Genomic DNA, 15169 nt, shown 5'->3' with positions numbered 1-15169 from the left:
GAAAGTCGTGAATAATACAAATGTAGCGCCGTATACGAGACCCGTACGTACGGTGCAATGGGAGGGGCGGAATTAAATTCCCCTCTACCCTATTCTTCAACTAGACTTCTTCTTCATTCTTCTCCGCAAAAAACTGCTTAGCAATCGTCACGCTTTCTAAGGCGTCTTTGGCGTAATAATCGGCGCCGACAAATTCGCGGTATTCTTCATTTAAAACGGCGCCGCCAACGATGAAGGTCACATCAAGTTCGGCCTCGCGTACGGCTTGGATGGTTTTCTTCATGTTCTGAACAGTCGTGGTCATCAGGGCGCTTAACCCAACGAGTTGGATTTTTTCTTGACGAATGGTTTCGACGACTTTGGCAATCGGAACGTCTTTGCCAAGGTCAATGATCTCAAAACCGTAATTTTCTAAAATCATTTTGACGATATTTTTCCCAATGTCATGAATATCGCCTTCAACCGTGGCGAGTAAAATCCGGTGTTGGGCGTTGGTTGGTTGATTGGCTTTGGCTAAATGGGTTTTAATGACTTCTTGGGCTTGTTTGACGGCTTCGGCTGATTGCATGAGTTGGGGCAAGAATAGAGTACCTGCTTCAAATTTTTGCCCGATTTCATCAAGTGCGGGAATGAATTCTTGATTGACGATGGCAAGTGGGGCCATCGTTGTCAATAATTCGCGTGTTTTTTCGGGTGTTTCTTCTTTGCGTCCTTCTAAAATGAGTTCGCGTAAGCTGTTATCGCCACTTGGTTTTGTTTCTGAGACATTTTGCTTGGTTGCAAGTGTCGTGATTTGACTATTGGCGATGTAATCCACGGAATCTTGGTCTTGGCCATTGATTACGCGTAAAGCGCGCACGGTGTTCATCATCAAATCAGAAAGTGGGTTAATAATCGGCGCATCTAGGCCGGCACCAAAAGCAGCAGCTAAAAAGTTACTATTTAGCACGTCACGATTAGGTAAACCAAAGGAAACGTTACTAACGCCCGCGACGGTATGAATGCCGCGTTGGCGTAATCCTTGAAGTGTTTCAAGGGTGACTTTGACTTGGTCTTGTTGGGCGGAGGCAGTGAGTACTAGCGGGTCAATTAAGACACTTTCTTTAGGAATACCGTAAGTCGCGGCAGTCGCAACAATCTGATCGGCAATGGCGAGACGTTTTTCGGCGGTTTCGGGAATGCCCTCTTGATCAAGACATAAGCCAAGTACCGCGGCCCCGTATTTTTTAGCAATTGGGAAGATTGCCGCCATCGTTTCAGCTTTGCCATTGACCGAATTGATTAACGGGCGGCCATTGTAATAGCGACAACCCGCTTCGATGGCCGGCACGGATGAACTATCGATTTGTAACGGCAAAGTCACAATCCCTTGGACTTCGCGAACGACTTCAATCATCATTTGTGCTTCATCTAATTCAGGTAAGCCCACATTGACGTCTAAAATGTCGGCGCCAGCATTGGCTTGATCAAGGGCTTCTTTTAAAATATAAGCCATGTCTTTGTTGCGCAAAGCTTCTTTCAAGCGTTTTTTACCAGTTGGGTTTAAGCGTTCACCGATTAAAGTGAAGCGTTGATTCAAAATGACGCTTTGTGAAGCGGACGTCACGGCGGTCACGCTTTTCGGTGTGGTTGTAACGACTGGATTTTCCTGGATTTTTTGGCGTAAAGCTTGTATAAATTCGGGAGTGGTGCCACAACAACCGCCAATAATCCGTACCCCCATTTGCAACATTTCCGCTACGAAATCGGCATATTCTTGAATCGAAATAGGATAAACGGTTTGGCCGTCTTGCATGAGTGGTAAACCAGCGTTGGCCTGGACCATGACTGGGATTTTTGCATAGTCTAATAACGTTTGAATAATTGGTAATAACTCTTGAGGGCCTAAAGAACAATTGACACCAATGGCATCAATCCCGAGTTCTTGCAACGTTAAAACCGCTGTTAACGGATCGGTGCCGACAAAGGTGCGACCATCCGCTTGGAAAGTCATCGTGACAAAAATTGGGAGTTGCGTATTTTCCTTGGCAGCTAAAATCGCGGCTTTGGTCTCAAATAAGTCTGACATTGTTTCAAAAAGGAATAAATCGGCCCCCGCTTCTTCGGCTGCCATGACTTGTTCTTTGAAGTAATCGTAAGCTTGGTCAAAAGTGAGCGTCCCCATCGGTGCCATTAGTTGGCCAATTGGGCCTAAATCCATCGCTACATAGCGTGGGTTGGCTTTTTTGGCGAGGGCAATCGCTTGTTTGATAACCGGTACGACTTCTTCTGGTTTGATTTTAGTTGCGTTGGCCTGAAAGGTATTGGCAGTAATGACGTCACAGCCGGCTGCTACATATTCTTCATGAATTTTTTGGACGACTTCGGGGTGACTAAAGTTAAAATATTCGGGTTGCATCCCAACGGGCAACCCATTTTTTTGTAACATCGTTCCCATGGCGCCATCAAAAAGTAGCGTTTTTTCTTTAATAAAAGTTTGAATATCCATCGTTATCCTCCTATGCGAAATTGGCAAGTGGTCAAATCACAGTCGAAACAATCCGGGCGTTTGCGGCGGGGGCGAGCGCTTTTTTCATCGGTAAATAAGCCAGCAAAAGCCGTGACCGATTTACGGGGGATCATAAGTAAATTCTCGGAAAGGTGAATCCCTAGTTTGCGGTCTGCTTCTAAAACTTGTAAGAAATCTGGTTGAATCGTTAGTGGCAAATCACCATAGCCTGGGCTAAACCGGCGATTCAGGGTTAAGTGCTCTTGATCAGCGGCTTCTTGAATGTCGCATTCGGCTAAATCACAAATTTTTTCGATATATTCGGTGCAACAAGAATCCAAAATTAGCGAACGGGTTAAATCCGTCACTTCGTAAATTCGAATTTGTCGTTCAATTTCAAGGCCTAAGGTGGCAGCGAGGAGTACAACTTTTTGGGCATTTTTTAAATGATTAAACGCGGATTTTCCAGTAAAAACGAGATTGGTTCCAACGACTTCAATGGTTTGTGTGGCTTCATGGGCTAAAATTGGGAAAATTTTATAATCGTAACGCGGTTTAGACACTTGCTGGACTTCTTGCATCATTTCGTCAATCATCGCATCGACTTCCGGGGTGAGGGCTTGTTTACGTTTATAGCCTAAATAACGTAAGACTTCTTTTTTGTTTAATTGCATGCGTGCCCTCCTCTTAAATGTTGTAAGACAGTCTTAGCGACGACGGGCTGGTTCATGGAATAAAGGTGGATGCCATCCACACCATGCGCGATTAAATCTTCGCATTGTGCAAGGGCGTATTCTAACGCGGCTTGCCGTAACGCTTCGGGTTGCTGTTCGTAGCGATGAATTAGTTTAATTAGCTTTGATGGCAAGGAAGCCCCACACATGAAAATCATTTTCTCTACTTGCGTGCGACTCATAATCGGCATAATGCCGGCCGCAATCGGCACCGTCACGCCAGCCTTGCGCGCGCCTTCAACCATCCGGTAGAAAGAGTCATTATGGAAAAATAGTTGCGAAATAAAAAAATCTGCCCCGGCTGCTTGTTTGGCTTTTAAGTGGTCAAAATTTTCCTGATCGCTTGCTTGTTCAATGTGGCCTTCTGGGTAACAAGCCGCCGCAATCGAAAAATCGCCTTCTTGTTTGGCAAAAGCAATCAAATCTTTGGCCAAAGGAAAATCAGAGACGCACGTTTGGTCGGTTTCGGGTAAATCGCCACGTAAGACTAACAAATTTTCAATGCCTGCTGCTTTAATTTCGGCTAGAATCTTTTGTAGTTCATCTTTCGATTTACCGATACAAGTTAAATGATGAAGTGGTTCAATCCCTTGTGTTTTTTTGAGCATTTGAGCAATTTCTAACGTCTGATTGCTCACACTCGTACCACCTGCCCCGTACGTCACACTAATGTAGGCAGGTTGAATCGTTTTGACTTGTTCAAGCATGGTTTGCAGGGTGTGTAAACCACTTTCTTTCTTTGGTGGAAAGACTTCCAGCGAGATAACCGGCTCGCTATTTTCGTATAATTGATGGATTTTCATACCAACCGTCCTTTGAATTTTTACTAAGTGTAACATAAATTGACAGAAAATACAGACAAAACAAAAAGTGCACAAATAAGGGGATGAAATAGGAAGTAAGGGACTATATTTTGCCAAAAGCTGATTTTCATTTTTAGACAATAGATGAAAAAAATATTATTAGAGTACATGGTTCTGGACCGAATGACCCGAAACGTTTCTTCACTTTAAAAGATTAATAACTTTCGAGTAACTTTCGACCTAGCGAGTAAAAGAAGTGAGTTCGCATAAAGTTTCAAGCGTCTTCACCCTTATGCTTGCTTAACAATAAAGAGCCCCAAAACCTACGCCGGCTGATTCTCGCGCCAAGTTTTGGGGCTTTAAAAGTCGATGCATATCCCTATTCAATCAATCCCTTTACCAGTTTCTATATTAATCAAATAAGTAATAGATATTTTGAATCACTCCTATGCCAAACTCATCCAAATTATTCGTCGATACTTGCCACTCAACCTTGTCCCACATCCGTCACTCACTAACATTCGAACGGCTGCGTCATCCCGGCCCCTTAAGTCAATGAATTTTCGTAGGCGAGCGGTGCTTACAAAAAAATTATCTTTAAATAGTGATGATTTAACAGGATGTATGTAGGTGAATATTTAGTAGCAACTTCAGGACTGAATTTGCTTTCATCAAACGTCCTCCAATCCCATTTTCTTAACAACGATTTTTTCAATTATTTTAAAGATGAAACTGCTCGTGACACACAAAAAAACTGCTAGTAGCGTCCCCCAGAGTAATTTAACTAAGTTTTGTGTACGCAAGCCGTCAAATAAAATCGTGCCAATACCGCCTGCGTTAATGGTTGCGGCAATTGTTGCAATCCCGATAATCGAGGTTAAAGCTAGCCGAATGCCGCTGAAAATCGATTTGGTCGCTAAAGGTAACTGGATTTTTCGAAAAATTTGTTGCGGTGTCATCCCCATGCCTTGGGCGGCTTCGATGATGGTTGGGTCAATTTGCTCAATGCCCGTTGAAAAAGTACGCAGTAAAATATATTCACTGTACAAGGTTAAGACGATAATCGCGGTCGTCGTACCGAGGCCAGTCAGTGGAATTAATAGGGCAAAAAAAGCATAACTTGGGACCGCATAAAGGGCTGAGAAAAAATAAATAAAACTAGTCAGCCATTTGGTTTTTGTACTAAAAAGCGCAACAATCAAAATAGCTAGAGCAAAAGCAATCGCTAGTGAAATCGATACTAGACGTAAGTGCTGCCATAAAGCGCTTGTGAGTCGTTCGTGATAATCAAGCCAATAAGTAATCATTTGTAGTTCCTCCACATTTCTTCCTCGGCATAAACGGTCGCTAGCAACTGTTGAACAAAAGGTGTTTTTGGATTTTTAATGATTTTTTCAGGCGTATCAAATTGGTCGATTTTTCCTTCGTTCATAATCATGACTTTCGTACCAAGTAAGAACGCTTCGTTGATATCGTGGGTGACAAATAAAAAGGTTTTTTTGGCTAAATTTTGGTGTAAGTGTTTGATTTGTTTTTGTAAATCTTTTCGCGTAATCGCATCCACGGCTCCAAATGGTTCATCAAGTAACATGATATCAGGATTGGCCGCTAAAGCCCGAGCGACGCCGACCCGTTGTTGTTGGCCACCGGAAAGTTGCCGGGGGAAACGCTTGGCATATTCTTCGTAAGGCAATTGAATATTAGCCATGAGTTCTTTGACGCGCAAGGTAATTTTTTCTTTTTCCCAACCGAGTAATTCTGGGACAGTGGCAATGTTTTTTTCAATGGTGTAGTGCGGGAAAAGGCCAATTTGTTGCACGACGTAGCCGATTTGGCGGCGCAATTGATTGATGTCAAAAGTTGTAATTGGCTGGTCGTAGATTTTAATTTCACCGGCATCAGGTTCAATTAAACGATTGATCATTTTTAAAGCGGTTGTTTTTCCTGAGCCGGAAGTGCCTAAAATGGTAATAAATTCACCTTCGGGCACGTCAAAACTGAGGTGTTCAATGACTTTTGTTGCTCCTTGGTTAAAACTTTTATGGATATTTTTAAAAGAGATTGCTATGTTAGACATGGTTTTTACGCACCTTTCTTATGATGAAATCAAATAAGGCGATGCTAAAAAGTGATAAGAGGGTCACTGTTGCGCCACCAATGAGTAACAAATCAACGCGGTATAAACCTAAACCCGTGAAAATCAACGTCCCAAGGCCACCTGCTCCAATATAAGTGGCGAGTGTGGCACTGGCTAAAATTTCGACTAAAGCAAGTTTTAACCCATTCAAGATGTAAGGCATGGCTAAAGGGATTTCAATTTTGTAAAAGAGTTGCGTAGGATTCATGCCGAGTCCGCTAGCCACTTCTTTCATCACTACAGGGACTTCCTGAAAACCTAGCGTCGTATTGATTAAAATCGATGGTACGGCTAAAAAAGTTAAAGCAATTAGAGCCGGAAATTCACCAACGCCAACGAGTGGAATTAAAAGAAACAACACAGCCAAACTTGGAATAATACGTAACAATTGCGCACTCATTTGAAAAAACTCCGCTAAAAGGCGAATGCGGTAACTGATATAACCTAAGGGAAGTCCAATGAGGCTTGCCCAAAATAACGCTTTAAAGCTGATAGCTAAATGAGTTAGTAAATAATTCAAATATTGACTCGAGTTATTTTGAAAATACGTCATGATTTCTTGTAACATTCATCTGCCCCCTTTCGCTTGACTATTTTCTTTTTACGTTACGACGAATGGCTTAAAAAGTCAAAGAAGTCGCTGAAAGAGGTATTTTTTTGGACACTTATCTTTTGTTCACCTATGCCATATTATTTTTCCATTTCATGTTTAATTAATTCACTTGGTATTTCGGTCTCATGAAAGGCTAAAAAACAACATTGTTTTAAACTCATACTACCCAAATCAATAAAAAAAGTAGTAAGGTATCGATTGATGATATGGTTAATTTTCTGTTTCATTTTATCGTCTCCTTTTTTAATGGTAAAACTAAGCAAACTGCCAAAGTATTACCTAAAATTATTAAATTTTTTAATATTAAAGATGGAACTAAAACAGCAATAGTACTCATAATTAAGCATGATAAAACTGTTCGTTTCTTTAATGTAGATTGTTGCTCTTTATCTCCTATGTAATTTTTTTTTGTTTTTCTAGGTGTAAAAATACTAAGAAAAATCATATTTATAGTTGATAATGGATATAACATAATTGAGGGGAATATGAAAAAGTTTAAGATAGAATAAGGAATGAGTATGAACATCATTAGACTAGAAAATATACAACCTAAACTTGTTTTAGCATGATAACCATATGAAAATATTCTTACAAATAAAAAGCTAACATGAAAAATTAAAGTATAAAAGAAAGTATTTGGGAGAATTGCACAGGTATAAATAGCTGCTAATTTGAAAATATTTATAATAAAGGTTTCTAATCCTAATTTACATTTCAAATAGTCTATGTGACTAATGGTATTTATATCTACTAATTCTAATATTTTATTACTCACCGTTTCCTCGATATGTTTATGGCAAGATATAAGTACAGACAATTGCAACGAAAAAATACACAATGCTGCAATTGGCTAAAAGCATAAAAAACATTGCAAGCAACCTGAAATTCCTCTAAAGTTATGGTTCCCACAACGATAACTGGAGGTAAGAAAAGGATGCTTACAATGCACGATATTCATACTATCAAAAATTTACGAAATAATCACGATAAATCGATCAATCATATTGCAAAAGAATTGAACGTGAACTGGCGGACGGTAAAAAAATACGCGGATGGTGATCTTATTCCTGTTGTAAAATCGCATAAAAAGACAGGATTGATGTACACAGGAGGATGGGGCGGGATTGTCGCTTTATGGCTCACGGAAGATTCAAAACTTCCAAAAAAGAAGCGGAGAAACGCCAAATTCATCACAAATGACTTGAAAAAAATGGGCTATGCCGGTTCCTATCGAACGGTTTGTCAGTTTATCAAAGATTGGAAGGCCACGCACGTTACAGAAGCCAATGAAGACAATGGATTTGAACGTTTAGAACATCCAATGGGTGAAGCGCAACTTGATTTCGGTCTGATGGAAGTTTGTCACGAAGGAGCTTTTAAGGACGTCAAAGTATTGGTTATGACTTTCCCTTATAGTAACGCTGGTTTTGTCGTAGCCCTTCCAGCAGAGAATCAAGAATGTTTGCTTGAAGGGATGAAAGAACTTTTCCGACAAGTTGGAGGCGTTCCTCGTGCAATCCGTATTGATAATATGTCAACAGCTGTTTTCCAAGCGAAAACACGAAATGAACCTGCAAAATTAACGGATGGCTTCTTACAATTTGCCATGCATTATGGGTTTGAAACGCAAGTGTGCAACCCAAGAAGTGGCCATGAAAAAGGAAATGTCGAAAACAAGGTTGGTTATGTTCGGTATAACTTCTTTTCATCCACCCCGATTATGCAGGATTTCGAAAGCTTTAACAAAACCTTAGCTGAGCAATTATCACTTGATCTTAATCGTGAGCATTATGAGAAACATTCGTTCATTCAAACCCTTTGGGAGGAGGAGAAATCAAGCCTACTTTTCTTACCAGAAGTGGATTATCCTGTTTTTAAAGAAATCACAGTTAAGGCAAATCGATACAATGAGATTAAGTTAGATGATACACGTATTCACGTACCACGTGCTAAAAATCATTCCATTCTCTATGCCGTTCTTCGTTCGAATTCATACCAACTGGTTAGTATGAATGGCGAAATCATTGACGAAGGCCCTCGTCCGTACATGCATAAGAAACGAGCGATTCCTTGGAAAGAGATTTTACTTGATTGGAAGAGAAAGCCCAATGTCATGCATCATTCGCGCTATTGGAAATATCTGCCAGAACGCATCAAGCTTTACTTGAGTATTCCCGATTTAAGAGAAAGAAATCGTCGTGTAAATCAAATACAAGGCCTGCTTGTCACACATGATATGAAGGGGATTGGCGCGGATTTTTATGAGTTATTAGGTGCCTCGGAATTAACGAATGCCTATGATGTGAATTGGAAAGACTACGATGCGATTCTTTGTCCTCCTGGGAAGGAGGCGACAAAATAATGGGTCAACTCCAATTAGAAACACTCTGTAAACAACTTCGCCTCCCACATCTTCCAAAAGTAGTAGACACCCAATCCTTTGAAACGAAAGAGGAATGGTTACTATTTTTATTAAAACATGAAGTGGCTTGCCGAGAAGAATTAAAAACCGCCCGCCTTTTCAAACAAGCTAATTTTCCTACGCGACGCACGTTAGAGACGTATGAATGGCATGATCAGATTCTTTTACCCAACCCAAGCACCAAAGAAGCGTTAATCAGTTTATCTTTCATTCGCCAAAAAGAAAATGCCGTATTTATCGGCACACCTGGGACAGGGAAAACACATTTGGCTAGCGCCCTTGGTCAAGTAGCAACGAAAGAAGGCATTGAGACGCGTTTCTGGCGTGTTTCGGATCTCGTCATTGAATTGGAATGTCAGTGGAAAAATAATAGCTTAGAGCATTTCAAACGGCGTTTTGATAAGGTAAAGCTGATTATCCTAGACGAGGTGGGCTATGTCCCCTTTTCAAAGGACGGCGCCGAACTTCTCTTTCAATTGATTAGTGATTGGTACGAAAAGAAAAGCGTGATCCTCACTAGCAATTTAGAGTTTAGCCAGTGGAATAAGGTATTTTCGGACCCTCGACTAACCGCGGCATTGGTAGACCGTTTAATCCATCATGCGCATATTCTTAGCTTCACTGGCGAGAGTTACCGATTGAAAAATTCATTATCAAAATCAAAATAATTAAAGACAAATTTCAGGTTGCAAAGTTGTGTATTTATTGGTTGCATTATTGTGTAAAAAAGTCTTGCAAAATACAATTCCTTTTATATCACCAATACTTATGTTTGCGAGATATGCTTTAGATGATGCTTCTTTATTAGCTGTCTTAACTTCTATGGGGATAAATTTATTGTTTACAGTATTTCTTGGATTTATTGGAAAAAATGTCTACCAAGGAGGAGTATTTATTTATAGTGGCGATAAGTTCATAAATGTTCTGAAAGGATCATTCAGATCTGGAAAGTATTATGGATAGTATTAAGAAGTTGGATTACATTTCTATAATACAATACAAAACATTAGAAATGATAGAAATTGCCAATAAGCAAAAATCCCTTTTCTTTGAGATTTTTAAAATTCTTGACACGGAAGAATTTCAGGATTGGAGAATAGCGATAGTTGTAGAAAAAAATGTATATTTAAAAAGTGCAAATGAAACTAATATATATGTGTATCCATATGGGAAACTAATTGATATGCATCAATATATAATCGTTTTAAAAGATAAAAACAGTAATGAAAATTTCAAATTAACTAAAAGAATTATAAAAATTTTAGATGAATTTAAGGTGAGTTTTGAAGAAGTAAATAAGTATTTATTAGATGAATCTTTTTTTGAATTATTAATTGTTGATAAAGTATTAGAAACAAATAATTTATTTTAAGGCAATAATGAAAAGTATTCAATATTTCATCAAGACAAAACTTCAATTAAACGTAAATGAAGGGAAATCAGCAGTTGCTCGATGAAGGGAAAGAAATTTTTTTGGATTCACTTTCACGAGTAATCGTCTCGAGGAAGAAACCTTTTCAATGGGCCATCGGATTGAACGATTGAATCAGTATCTAAGGGAGGAAGGTTGTTTTTTCTTAGCAGCAATACCATTTATTGTTTGAATTACTCAAGTTCCGCTATACGCTAAGTGTTATTCATTGCACGTAGAACGATTACTGTTATGATAATAGTAGTAGTCATTCTAAATCGTTTTATTGAATGCTTGGGTTGCTTTTACGGCGGATAGGAAAATAAAAAAGAGTGAAAGACTGTGAGGAAGCAATGATTACCAAAAAGTAAGTTACGCACAAAAAAGTGCCTACTTTTCAAGTTTTGTTTGTTTCGTTACAATTATTTTCACAGAAAGGACGTTTGAAAATGAAAAAAATAATAATGAGTGGTTTGATGGTATTGTTTGCGGTAGCTCTTGTTGCTTGTAGTGGAACTTCTGGCAACAATGAAGCAACTAAGGAAACGGTCAAAGTTGGTTCAAAAGATTTTACCGAAAATTTAGTTATTAGTGAAATTTATGCGCTAGCGTTAGAAGACAAGGGCTATAAAGTGGAACGGGTCCAAAATATTGCCGGTTCAATTATTCCTAAGTCGATTGAAAGTGGCGAAATTGATTTGTATCCAGAATATACCGGAACGGCTTTACTAAGTATTTTTAAATTACCGTTAGAAACCGATCCTGATGCGGTTTTTACAGCGGTCAAAAAAGCCTATGAAGAAGCGGGCGTTTTAACGGTTTTAGATTATGCACCAGGAAACGATGGGCAAGGCATTGCAATTAACACAAGCATGGCACAAAAATACGATATTGTAACAATTAGTGACTTGCAAGCCAATGCGGATAAAATTCGGTTTGCCTCACAAGGGGAATTTGATGAGCGAGCAGACGGTTTAAAGGGGTTAGCTGAAGTTTATGGACCATTTGATTTCATTTCATCAACGGTTTATGACAATAGTTTGAAATATCAAGTCTTAACGAGCGATGAAGCGGATGCGACACCAGCTTATACGACAGAGGGGCCGTTATCGGATAAAGCGGCCTTTACCGTTTTAGTCGATGACAAACAATTTTGGCCGCCTTATAATTTGATGCCGGTTGTGCGTCAAGATTTATTAAAAGCCCACCCAGAAATTGCTGAGATTATTAATCAAATTGACCAAGCGATTGATACAGATACGTTAATTCAGCTCAATGCCAAGGTGGATATTGATGGCGAGGATTATACAAAAGTGGCGAAGGCGTATTATGAATCGCTAGAATAAAGCAGTTAAAAACGTTGTGTGACTGATAGTTTGTTCAGTTGTACAACGTTTTTTTATTTATTAAAACAAACCTCTTTTCAAATCACAAAAAATATTATACAATTGACCAGTCAATCGTTGACTAGTCAATTGATGGGAGGAGGGGCAAAATGAACCTTAGAGAATTAAGTAAATTGTTTTATCAATTGAAATTGGTCAATCAGGAATTAACAACGAAATTTGAAAAAGCCACCGGACTAAGTTTGACGCGTTATGAATTAATGCTGATTTTAAATGAAAAGGGACCTTGTTCACAAACGGTTTTACAAAATGAGTTGAAAATTGATAGCGCGGCGGTGACGAGGCATTTGAAAGTGCTTGAGGAGAAAAAATACGTCACGCGTGAACGAAACAAAGAAAACAATCGCGAAGTTTTTGTGGCCATTACACCAACTGCTAGCCAAGCTTTGGCCAAATGTGAAAGTGAATATGCTTCAGCTAATTTGTGTACCCAATTACCACTGAATGCAGCGGAACAAAAAACATTGTTAGAATTATTAACAAAATTAAGTCAATAAAGTCATGAAAGAAGGAAATAAAATGTCAAAAAACTTAAAAAATAATCATTTTTCAGATGTAGTCTTTGGAAGAAAATCGATTCGTGCTTATGATGAAACTTGTAAAATCAGCCAAGAGGAAATGCTAGAAATGATTCAAGAAGCAACGACAGCACCATCTTCGGTGAACTTACAACCTTGGCGTTTTGTTGTGGTGGAAAGTGCAGAAGCAAGAGCCAAATTAAAACCATTGCTTTATTTTAATCAGACGCAAAACGAGACAGCTTCAGCGATGGTCTTAATTTTTGGGGACATGGCTTGTTACGAATTAGGAGATGAAATTTACAGTCAAGCAGTGGAAGAAGGCAAAATGCCTCTTGAAGTCAAAGAGCAACAACTCGCTGCTATTATTCCAGGTTATCAAGCTTTTTCAAAAGAAAAAATGAATGATGTCGTTAAAATTGATGCCAGTCTGGCCGCGATGCAATTCATGTTAGTCGCCCGAGCACATGGTTATGATACGAATGCCATCGGTGGTTTTGTTGAAGACCAGCTGGCCGAGACTTTTGGTTTAGCTAAAGAGCGCTATGTGCCGGTGATGATTCTTTCAGTCGGCAAAGCCAAAGAAGCGGGTTATGAATCGGTTCGTTTAGCAGCGGAAAAAATAACTGAATTTAAATAAACCAAGTGAAGGAGTAAAAAAATGGGACTTTTTTCTAAAGGTTTAATTATTCTAGTGGCCATTGAATTTTTCTATATTTTTTATCTAGAAACGTTGGCGACAACTTCACAGACAACTAGTCGCATTTTTCGTTTGTCAAAAGAAGATTTGCGCCAAAAATCAATTCGGACATTACTAAAAAATCAAGGTGCATATAATGGTTTAATTGCTGTTGGTTTATTGTATAGTGTCTTTTTAGCGACAGCAACGGTTGAGCTGAGTCGTTTAATTTTAATTTATATTGTGCTTGTTGCGCTTTATGGCAGCCTGACAAGTGACAAGAAAATTATTTTAACGCAAGGTGGTTTGGCAATTATTGCTTTAATCAGCACCTTTATCGCGTAGTCCAGCAAAAAACGTTTTTTGCTGTATAAAAGGCTATCAAGTGTTACAAACGAAAGACTATAGTATACTTTGAGCTAAGGAGCTGGTCATAAATAAGGGAGGAGATTTGATGAACTTTTATGGAATTAATTACTTACAGTCGCAGTCAAATATTGATGATTATTTGAAGTATGTCTTTATTTTCGGTTCGTTAGTGATTTTGGTTATTGTGTTTGGTTTATATATGCGGCACCGCTTACAGACTAAGTACCGGGATTTAAGTATTATATTTTTGTTATTACTATTATTTGCTTTAGGGGTTCAATATTCCGATTACCAAAATAACCAAGTTCGCCATTCACGTTTTTCCCAAATGGTCAATTTTGTTCAAGGAATTGCGAAAGAACAAGCAGTTGAAGTCGAAGAAATTTTTGTAAGTTCAACCCAATTAGTTGATGGGACGCTGGTTAAGATTGGTGAAAATTTCTATAAAGTGAATTTAAGTGCCGATCAAGGTTCGTATACGTTAACAAGAGCTTATTTAATGAACGAGAAAATCGTAATGAATCGATAGAAAGAGGCGGGGGAAATGCAAATCTATAGCCCAATTATTATTAAGTTTGCGTTAGGGATGGTTGTTTTAATTATTCAAATTAATATTATGGGAAAAAGCAATATGGCACCGTCTTCTTCGCTAGACCAGGTGCAAAATTATGTTCTGGGTGGAATTATTGGTGGTGTCATTTACAACGAGTCGATTACGGTTTTACAGTTTGTTTTAGTTTTAATTATTTGGACACTACTTGTTTTGATTTTAAAATTTGCCAAAGAACATAACCGGTATGTAAAAACGATTGTCGATGGTCGCCCGTTGACTTTGATCCAAAATGGGAAGTTAAACGTCAATGAGTGTTTAAAAAATGGAATTTCAGCCAATGAACTTATGTTTCGTTTACGTTCAAATGGGATTTATGAAGTAAAAAATGTGAAGCGAGCCGTTTTAGAGCAAAACGGGCAGCTCACTTTGATTGAATTTGGGGATGAAAATCTTCGCTATCCAATTATTGTTGATGGTTTAGCAAATTTAGACGTTTTAGAACTGATTAAACAAGATGAAGAATGGTTAGAGTCGCAAATCCGTGCGCTAGGTTTTAATAAAATCGGTGAAATTTACTTAGGCGAGTATGTTTCAGGTCAATTAAATTTGTATGGGTATGAGAAATAAGTGAAGCTATTTTTACTTCTTTCATCACTAGATTCGTGGTGTAAGAAGTAAAAATAGCTTTTTCAGCCCCTTTGCCTAATACAAAAATAATGAAAACTGGTACAATCAAGCAAGGAACGAAAAGAAGATTTTATGAAAAAATACGCAACCAGTTTTAATTTAAAAATTATCGCTATCCTCTTTATGGTGATTGACCATGTCTATTCCTATTTAGGCTCATTTATCGGCTTGCCGCGTTGGACTTCTTTACTGGGACGCTTTATCGCTCCTTTATTTGTTTTTTTCTTAGTTGAAGGTTTTTTATACACTCGTAGTCACTAGTGGTGCAAAGATTTTTTCACACTAAAAATTGCTATTATTACTATCCAGACGCAAAAAAGTCCTTTATACTGAATCAAGGATGACTTAT

General features: G+C 38.7%; 19 protein-coding genes. 11 read left to right on the top strand and 8 right to left on the bottom strand.

Annotated features, from left to right (window positions below; translation table 11 throughout):
• Positions 1-100: 100 nt before the first annotated feature.
• The 8 genes from JOD14_RS12205 to JOD14_RS12170 form a co-directional block, all read right to left on the bottom strand.
• A complete protein-coding gene (locus JOD14_RS12205; protein ID WP_204655056.1) occupies positions 101-2488 on the bottom strand; it encodes a homocysteine S-methyltransferase family protein in 2388 nt (795 codons plus the stop codon).
• A 2-nt stretch (positions 2489-2490) separates the two neighbouring features.
• Entirely contained in the window at positions 2491-3162 is a 672-nt protein-coding gene (locus JOD14_RS12200; protein ID WP_204655055.1) for a vitamin B12 dependent-methionine synthase activation domain-containing protein, read from the bottom strand.
• Complete coding sequence (locus JOD14_RS12195) at positions 3153-4025, bottom strand: methylenetetrahydrofolate reductase (RefSeq protein WP_204655054.1); 873 nt, start codon at positions 4023-4025, stop codon at positions 3153-3155. Before JOD14_RS12195 ends, JOD14_RS12200 begins: the two co-directional genes overlap by 10 nt.
• Positions 4026-4696: 671 nt before the next feature.
• Positions 4697-5332, bottom strand: coding sequence for an ABC transporter permease (locus tag JOD14_RS12190; RefSeq protein ID WP_204655053.1), 636 nt, complete (start codon positions 5330-5332; stop codon positions 4697-4699).
• Positions 5329-6102, bottom strand: coding sequence for an ABC transporter ATP-binding protein (locus JOD14_RS12185; protein WP_204655052.1), 774 nt, complete (start codon positions 6100-6102; stop codon positions 5329-5331). The genes JOD14_RS12190 and JOD14_RS12185 overlap by 4 nt, the downstream gene beginning before the upstream one ends.
• Positions 6095-6730, bottom strand: coding sequence for an ABC transporter permease (locus tag JOD14_RS12180; protein ID WP_204655051.1), 636 nt, complete (start codon positions 6728-6730; stop codon positions 6095-6097). The genes JOD14_RS12185 and JOD14_RS12180 overlap by 8 nt, the downstream gene beginning before the upstream one ends.
• 122 nt (positions 6731-6852) lie before the next feature.
• Positions 6853-7002: a hypothetical protein gene (locus JOD14_RS12175; RefSeq protein WP_204655050.1), complete on the bottom strand. Its 150-nt coding sequence runs from the start codon at positions 7000-7002 to the stop codon at positions 6853-6855.
• Positions 6999-7550: an accessory gene regulator B family protein gene (locus JOD14_RS12170; protein WP_204655049.1), complete on the bottom strand. Its 552-nt coding sequence runs from the start codon at positions 7548-7550 to the stop codon at positions 6999-7001. Before JOD14_RS12170 ends, JOD14_RS12175 begins: the two co-directional genes overlap by 4 nt.
• A gap of 159 nt (positions 7551-7709) precedes the next feature.
• Between JOD14_RS12170 and istA the strand changes: the two genes are divergently transcribed.
• From istA to JOD14_RS12115, 11 genes are all read left to right on the top strand, one after another.
• Positions 7710-9137, top strand: coding sequence for an IS21 family transposase (gene istA, locus JOD14_RS12165; RefSeq protein WP_204655048.1), 1428 nt, complete (start codon positions 7710-7712; stop codon positions 9135-9137).
• Positions 9137-9865, top strand: coding sequence for an IS21-like element helper ATPase IstB (istB, locus tag JOD14_RS12160; protein ID WP_239576203.1), 729 nt, complete (start codon positions 9137-9139; stop codon positions 9863-9865). Before istA ends, istB begins: the two co-directional genes overlap by 1 nt.
• Before the next feature lie 28 nt (positions 9866-9893).
• Positions 9894-10160: a hypothetical protein gene (locus tag JOD14_RS12155; RefSeq protein WP_204655047.1), complete on the top strand. Its 267-nt coding sequence runs from the start codon at positions 9894-9896 to the stop codon at positions 10158-10160.
• On the top strand, positions 10153-10569 hold the full coding sequence (locus JOD14_RS12150) for a hypothetical protein (RefSeq protein WP_204655046.1): 417 nt from the start codon (positions 10153-10155) through the stop codon (positions 10567-10569). Before JOD14_RS12155 ends, JOD14_RS12150 begins: the two co-directional genes overlap by 8 nt.
• A 482-nt stretch (positions 10570-11051) precedes the next feature.
• The gene (locus JOD14_RS12145) at positions 11052-11954 is read left to right on the top strand and encodes a glycine betaine ABC transporter substrate-binding protein (RefSeq protein ID WP_204655045.1); all 903 of its coding nucleotides are present in this window, start codon (positions 11052-11054) and stop codon (positions 11952-11954) included.
• A gap of 149 nt (positions 11955-12103) precedes the next feature.
• The gene (locus JOD14_RS12140; protein WP_204655044.1) at positions 12104-12511 is read left to right on the top strand and encodes a MarR family winged helix-turn-helix transcriptional regulator; all 408 of its coding nucleotides are present in this window, start codon (positions 12104-12106) and stop codon (positions 12509-12511) included.
• Between the two features lie 22 nt (positions 12512-12533).
• Complete coding sequence (locus tag JOD14_RS12135; RefSeq protein WP_204655043.1) at positions 12534-13172, top strand: nitroreductase family protein; 639 nt, start codon at positions 12534-12536, stop codon at positions 13170-13172.
• A 21-nt stretch (positions 13173-13193) separates the two neighbouring features.
• Positions 13194-13556 carry a DUF1304 domain-containing protein gene (locus JOD14_RS12130; protein WP_204655042.1) on the top strand — a complete coding sequence of 121 codons (363 nt, stop codon included), beginning with the start codon at positions 13194-13196 and terminating at the stop codon, positions 13554-13556.
• 109 nt (positions 13557-13665) lie between these two features.
• Positions 13666-14109: a DUF3290 domain-containing protein gene (locus tag JOD14_RS12125; RefSeq protein ID WP_204655041.1), complete on the top strand. Its 444-nt coding sequence runs from the start codon at positions 13666-13668 to the stop codon at positions 14107-14109.
• 15 nt (positions 14110-14124) lie between these two features.
• Entirely contained in the window at positions 14125-14760 is a 636-nt protein-coding gene (locus JOD14_RS12120; protein WP_204655040.1) for a DUF421 domain-containing protein, read from the top strand.
• Between the two features lie 132 nt (positions 14761-14892).
• Positions 14893-15081, top strand: a complete 189-nt coding sequence (locus JOD14_RS12115; protein ID WP_204655039.1) for a TraX family protein — start codon at positions 14893-14895, stop codon at positions 15079-15081.
• Positions 15082-15169 lie beyond the last annotated feature (88 nt).

The organism is Enterococcus lemanii (genome assembly GCF_016909125.1).
Lineage (GTDB): Bacteria > Bacillota > Bacilli > Lactobacillales > Enterococcaceae > Enterococcus_I > Enterococcus_I lemanii.
The sequence above is the reverse complement of the archived record's forward strand: the minus strand, read 5'-3'. Positions and strand labels throughout refer to the sequence as shown.

What these genes read in the sequence shown, in the direction of transcription:
- JOD14_RS12205 (WP_204655056.1), bottom strand. Translation starts at nt 2,488, where the DNA reads ATGGATATTCAAACTTTTATTAAAGAAAAAACGCTACTTTTTGATGGC.
- JOD14_RS12200 (WP_204655055.1), bottom strand. Translation starts at nt 3,162, where the DNA reads ATGCAATTAAACAAAAAAGAAGTCTTACGTTATTTAGGCTATAAACGT.
- JOD14_RS12195 (WP_204655054.1), bottom strand. Translation starts at nt 4,025, where the DNA reads ATGAAAATCCATCAATTATACGAAAATAGCGAGCCGGTTATCTCGCTG.
- JOD14_RS12190 (WP_204655053.1), bottom strand. Translation starts at nt 5,332, where the DNA reads ATGATTACTTATTGGCTTGATTATCACGAACGACTCACAAGCGCTTTA.
- JOD14_RS12185 (WP_204655052.1), bottom strand. Translation starts at nt 6,102, where the DNA reads ATGTCTAACATAGCAATCTCTTTTAAAAATATCCATAAAAGTTTTAAC.
- JOD14_RS12180 (WP_204655051.1), bottom strand. Translation starts at nt 6,730, where the DNA reads ATGTTACAAGAAATCATGACGTATTTTCAAAATAACTCGAGTCAATAT.
- JOD14_RS12175 (WP_204655050.1), bottom strand. Translation starts at nt 7,002, where the DNA reads ATGAAACAGAAAATTAACCATATCATCAATCGATACCTTACTACTTTT.
- istA (WP_204655048.1), top strand. Translation starts at nt 7,710, where the DNA reads ATGCTTACAATGCACGATATTCATACTATCAAAAATTTACGAAATAAT.
- istB (WP_239576203.1), top strand. Translation starts at nt 9,137, where the DNA reads ATGGGTCAACTCCAATTAGAAACACTCTGTAAACAACTTCGCCTCCCA.
- JOD14_RS12150 (WP_204655046.1), top strand. Translation starts at nt 10,153, where the DNA reads ATGGATAGTATTAAGAAGTTGGATTACATTTCTATAATACAATACAAA.
- JOD14_RS12140 (WP_204655044.1), top strand. Translation starts at nt 12,104, where the DNA reads ATGAACCTTAGAGAATTAAGTAAATTGTTTTATCAATTGAAATTGGTC.
- JOD14_RS12135 (WP_204655043.1), top strand. Translation starts at nt 12,534, where the DNA reads ATGTCAAAAAACTTAAAAAATAATCATTTTTCAGATGTAGTCTTTGGA.
- JOD14_RS12130 (WP_204655042.1), top strand. Translation starts at nt 13,194, where the DNA reads ATGGGACTTTTTTCTAAAGGTTTAATTATTCTAGTGGCCATTGAATTT.
- JOD14_RS12125 (WP_204655041.1), top strand. Translation starts at nt 13,666, where the DNA reads ATGAACTTTTATGGAATTAATTACTTACAGTCGCAGTCAAATATTGAT.
- JOD14_RS12120 (WP_204655040.1), top strand. Translation starts at nt 14,125, where the DNA reads ATGCAAATCTATAGCCCAATTATTATTAAGTTTGCGTTAGGGATGGTT.
- JOD14_RS12115 (WP_204655039.1), top strand. Translation starts at nt 14,893, where the DNA reads ATGAAAAAATACGCAACCAGTTTTAATTTAAAAATTATCGCTATCCTC.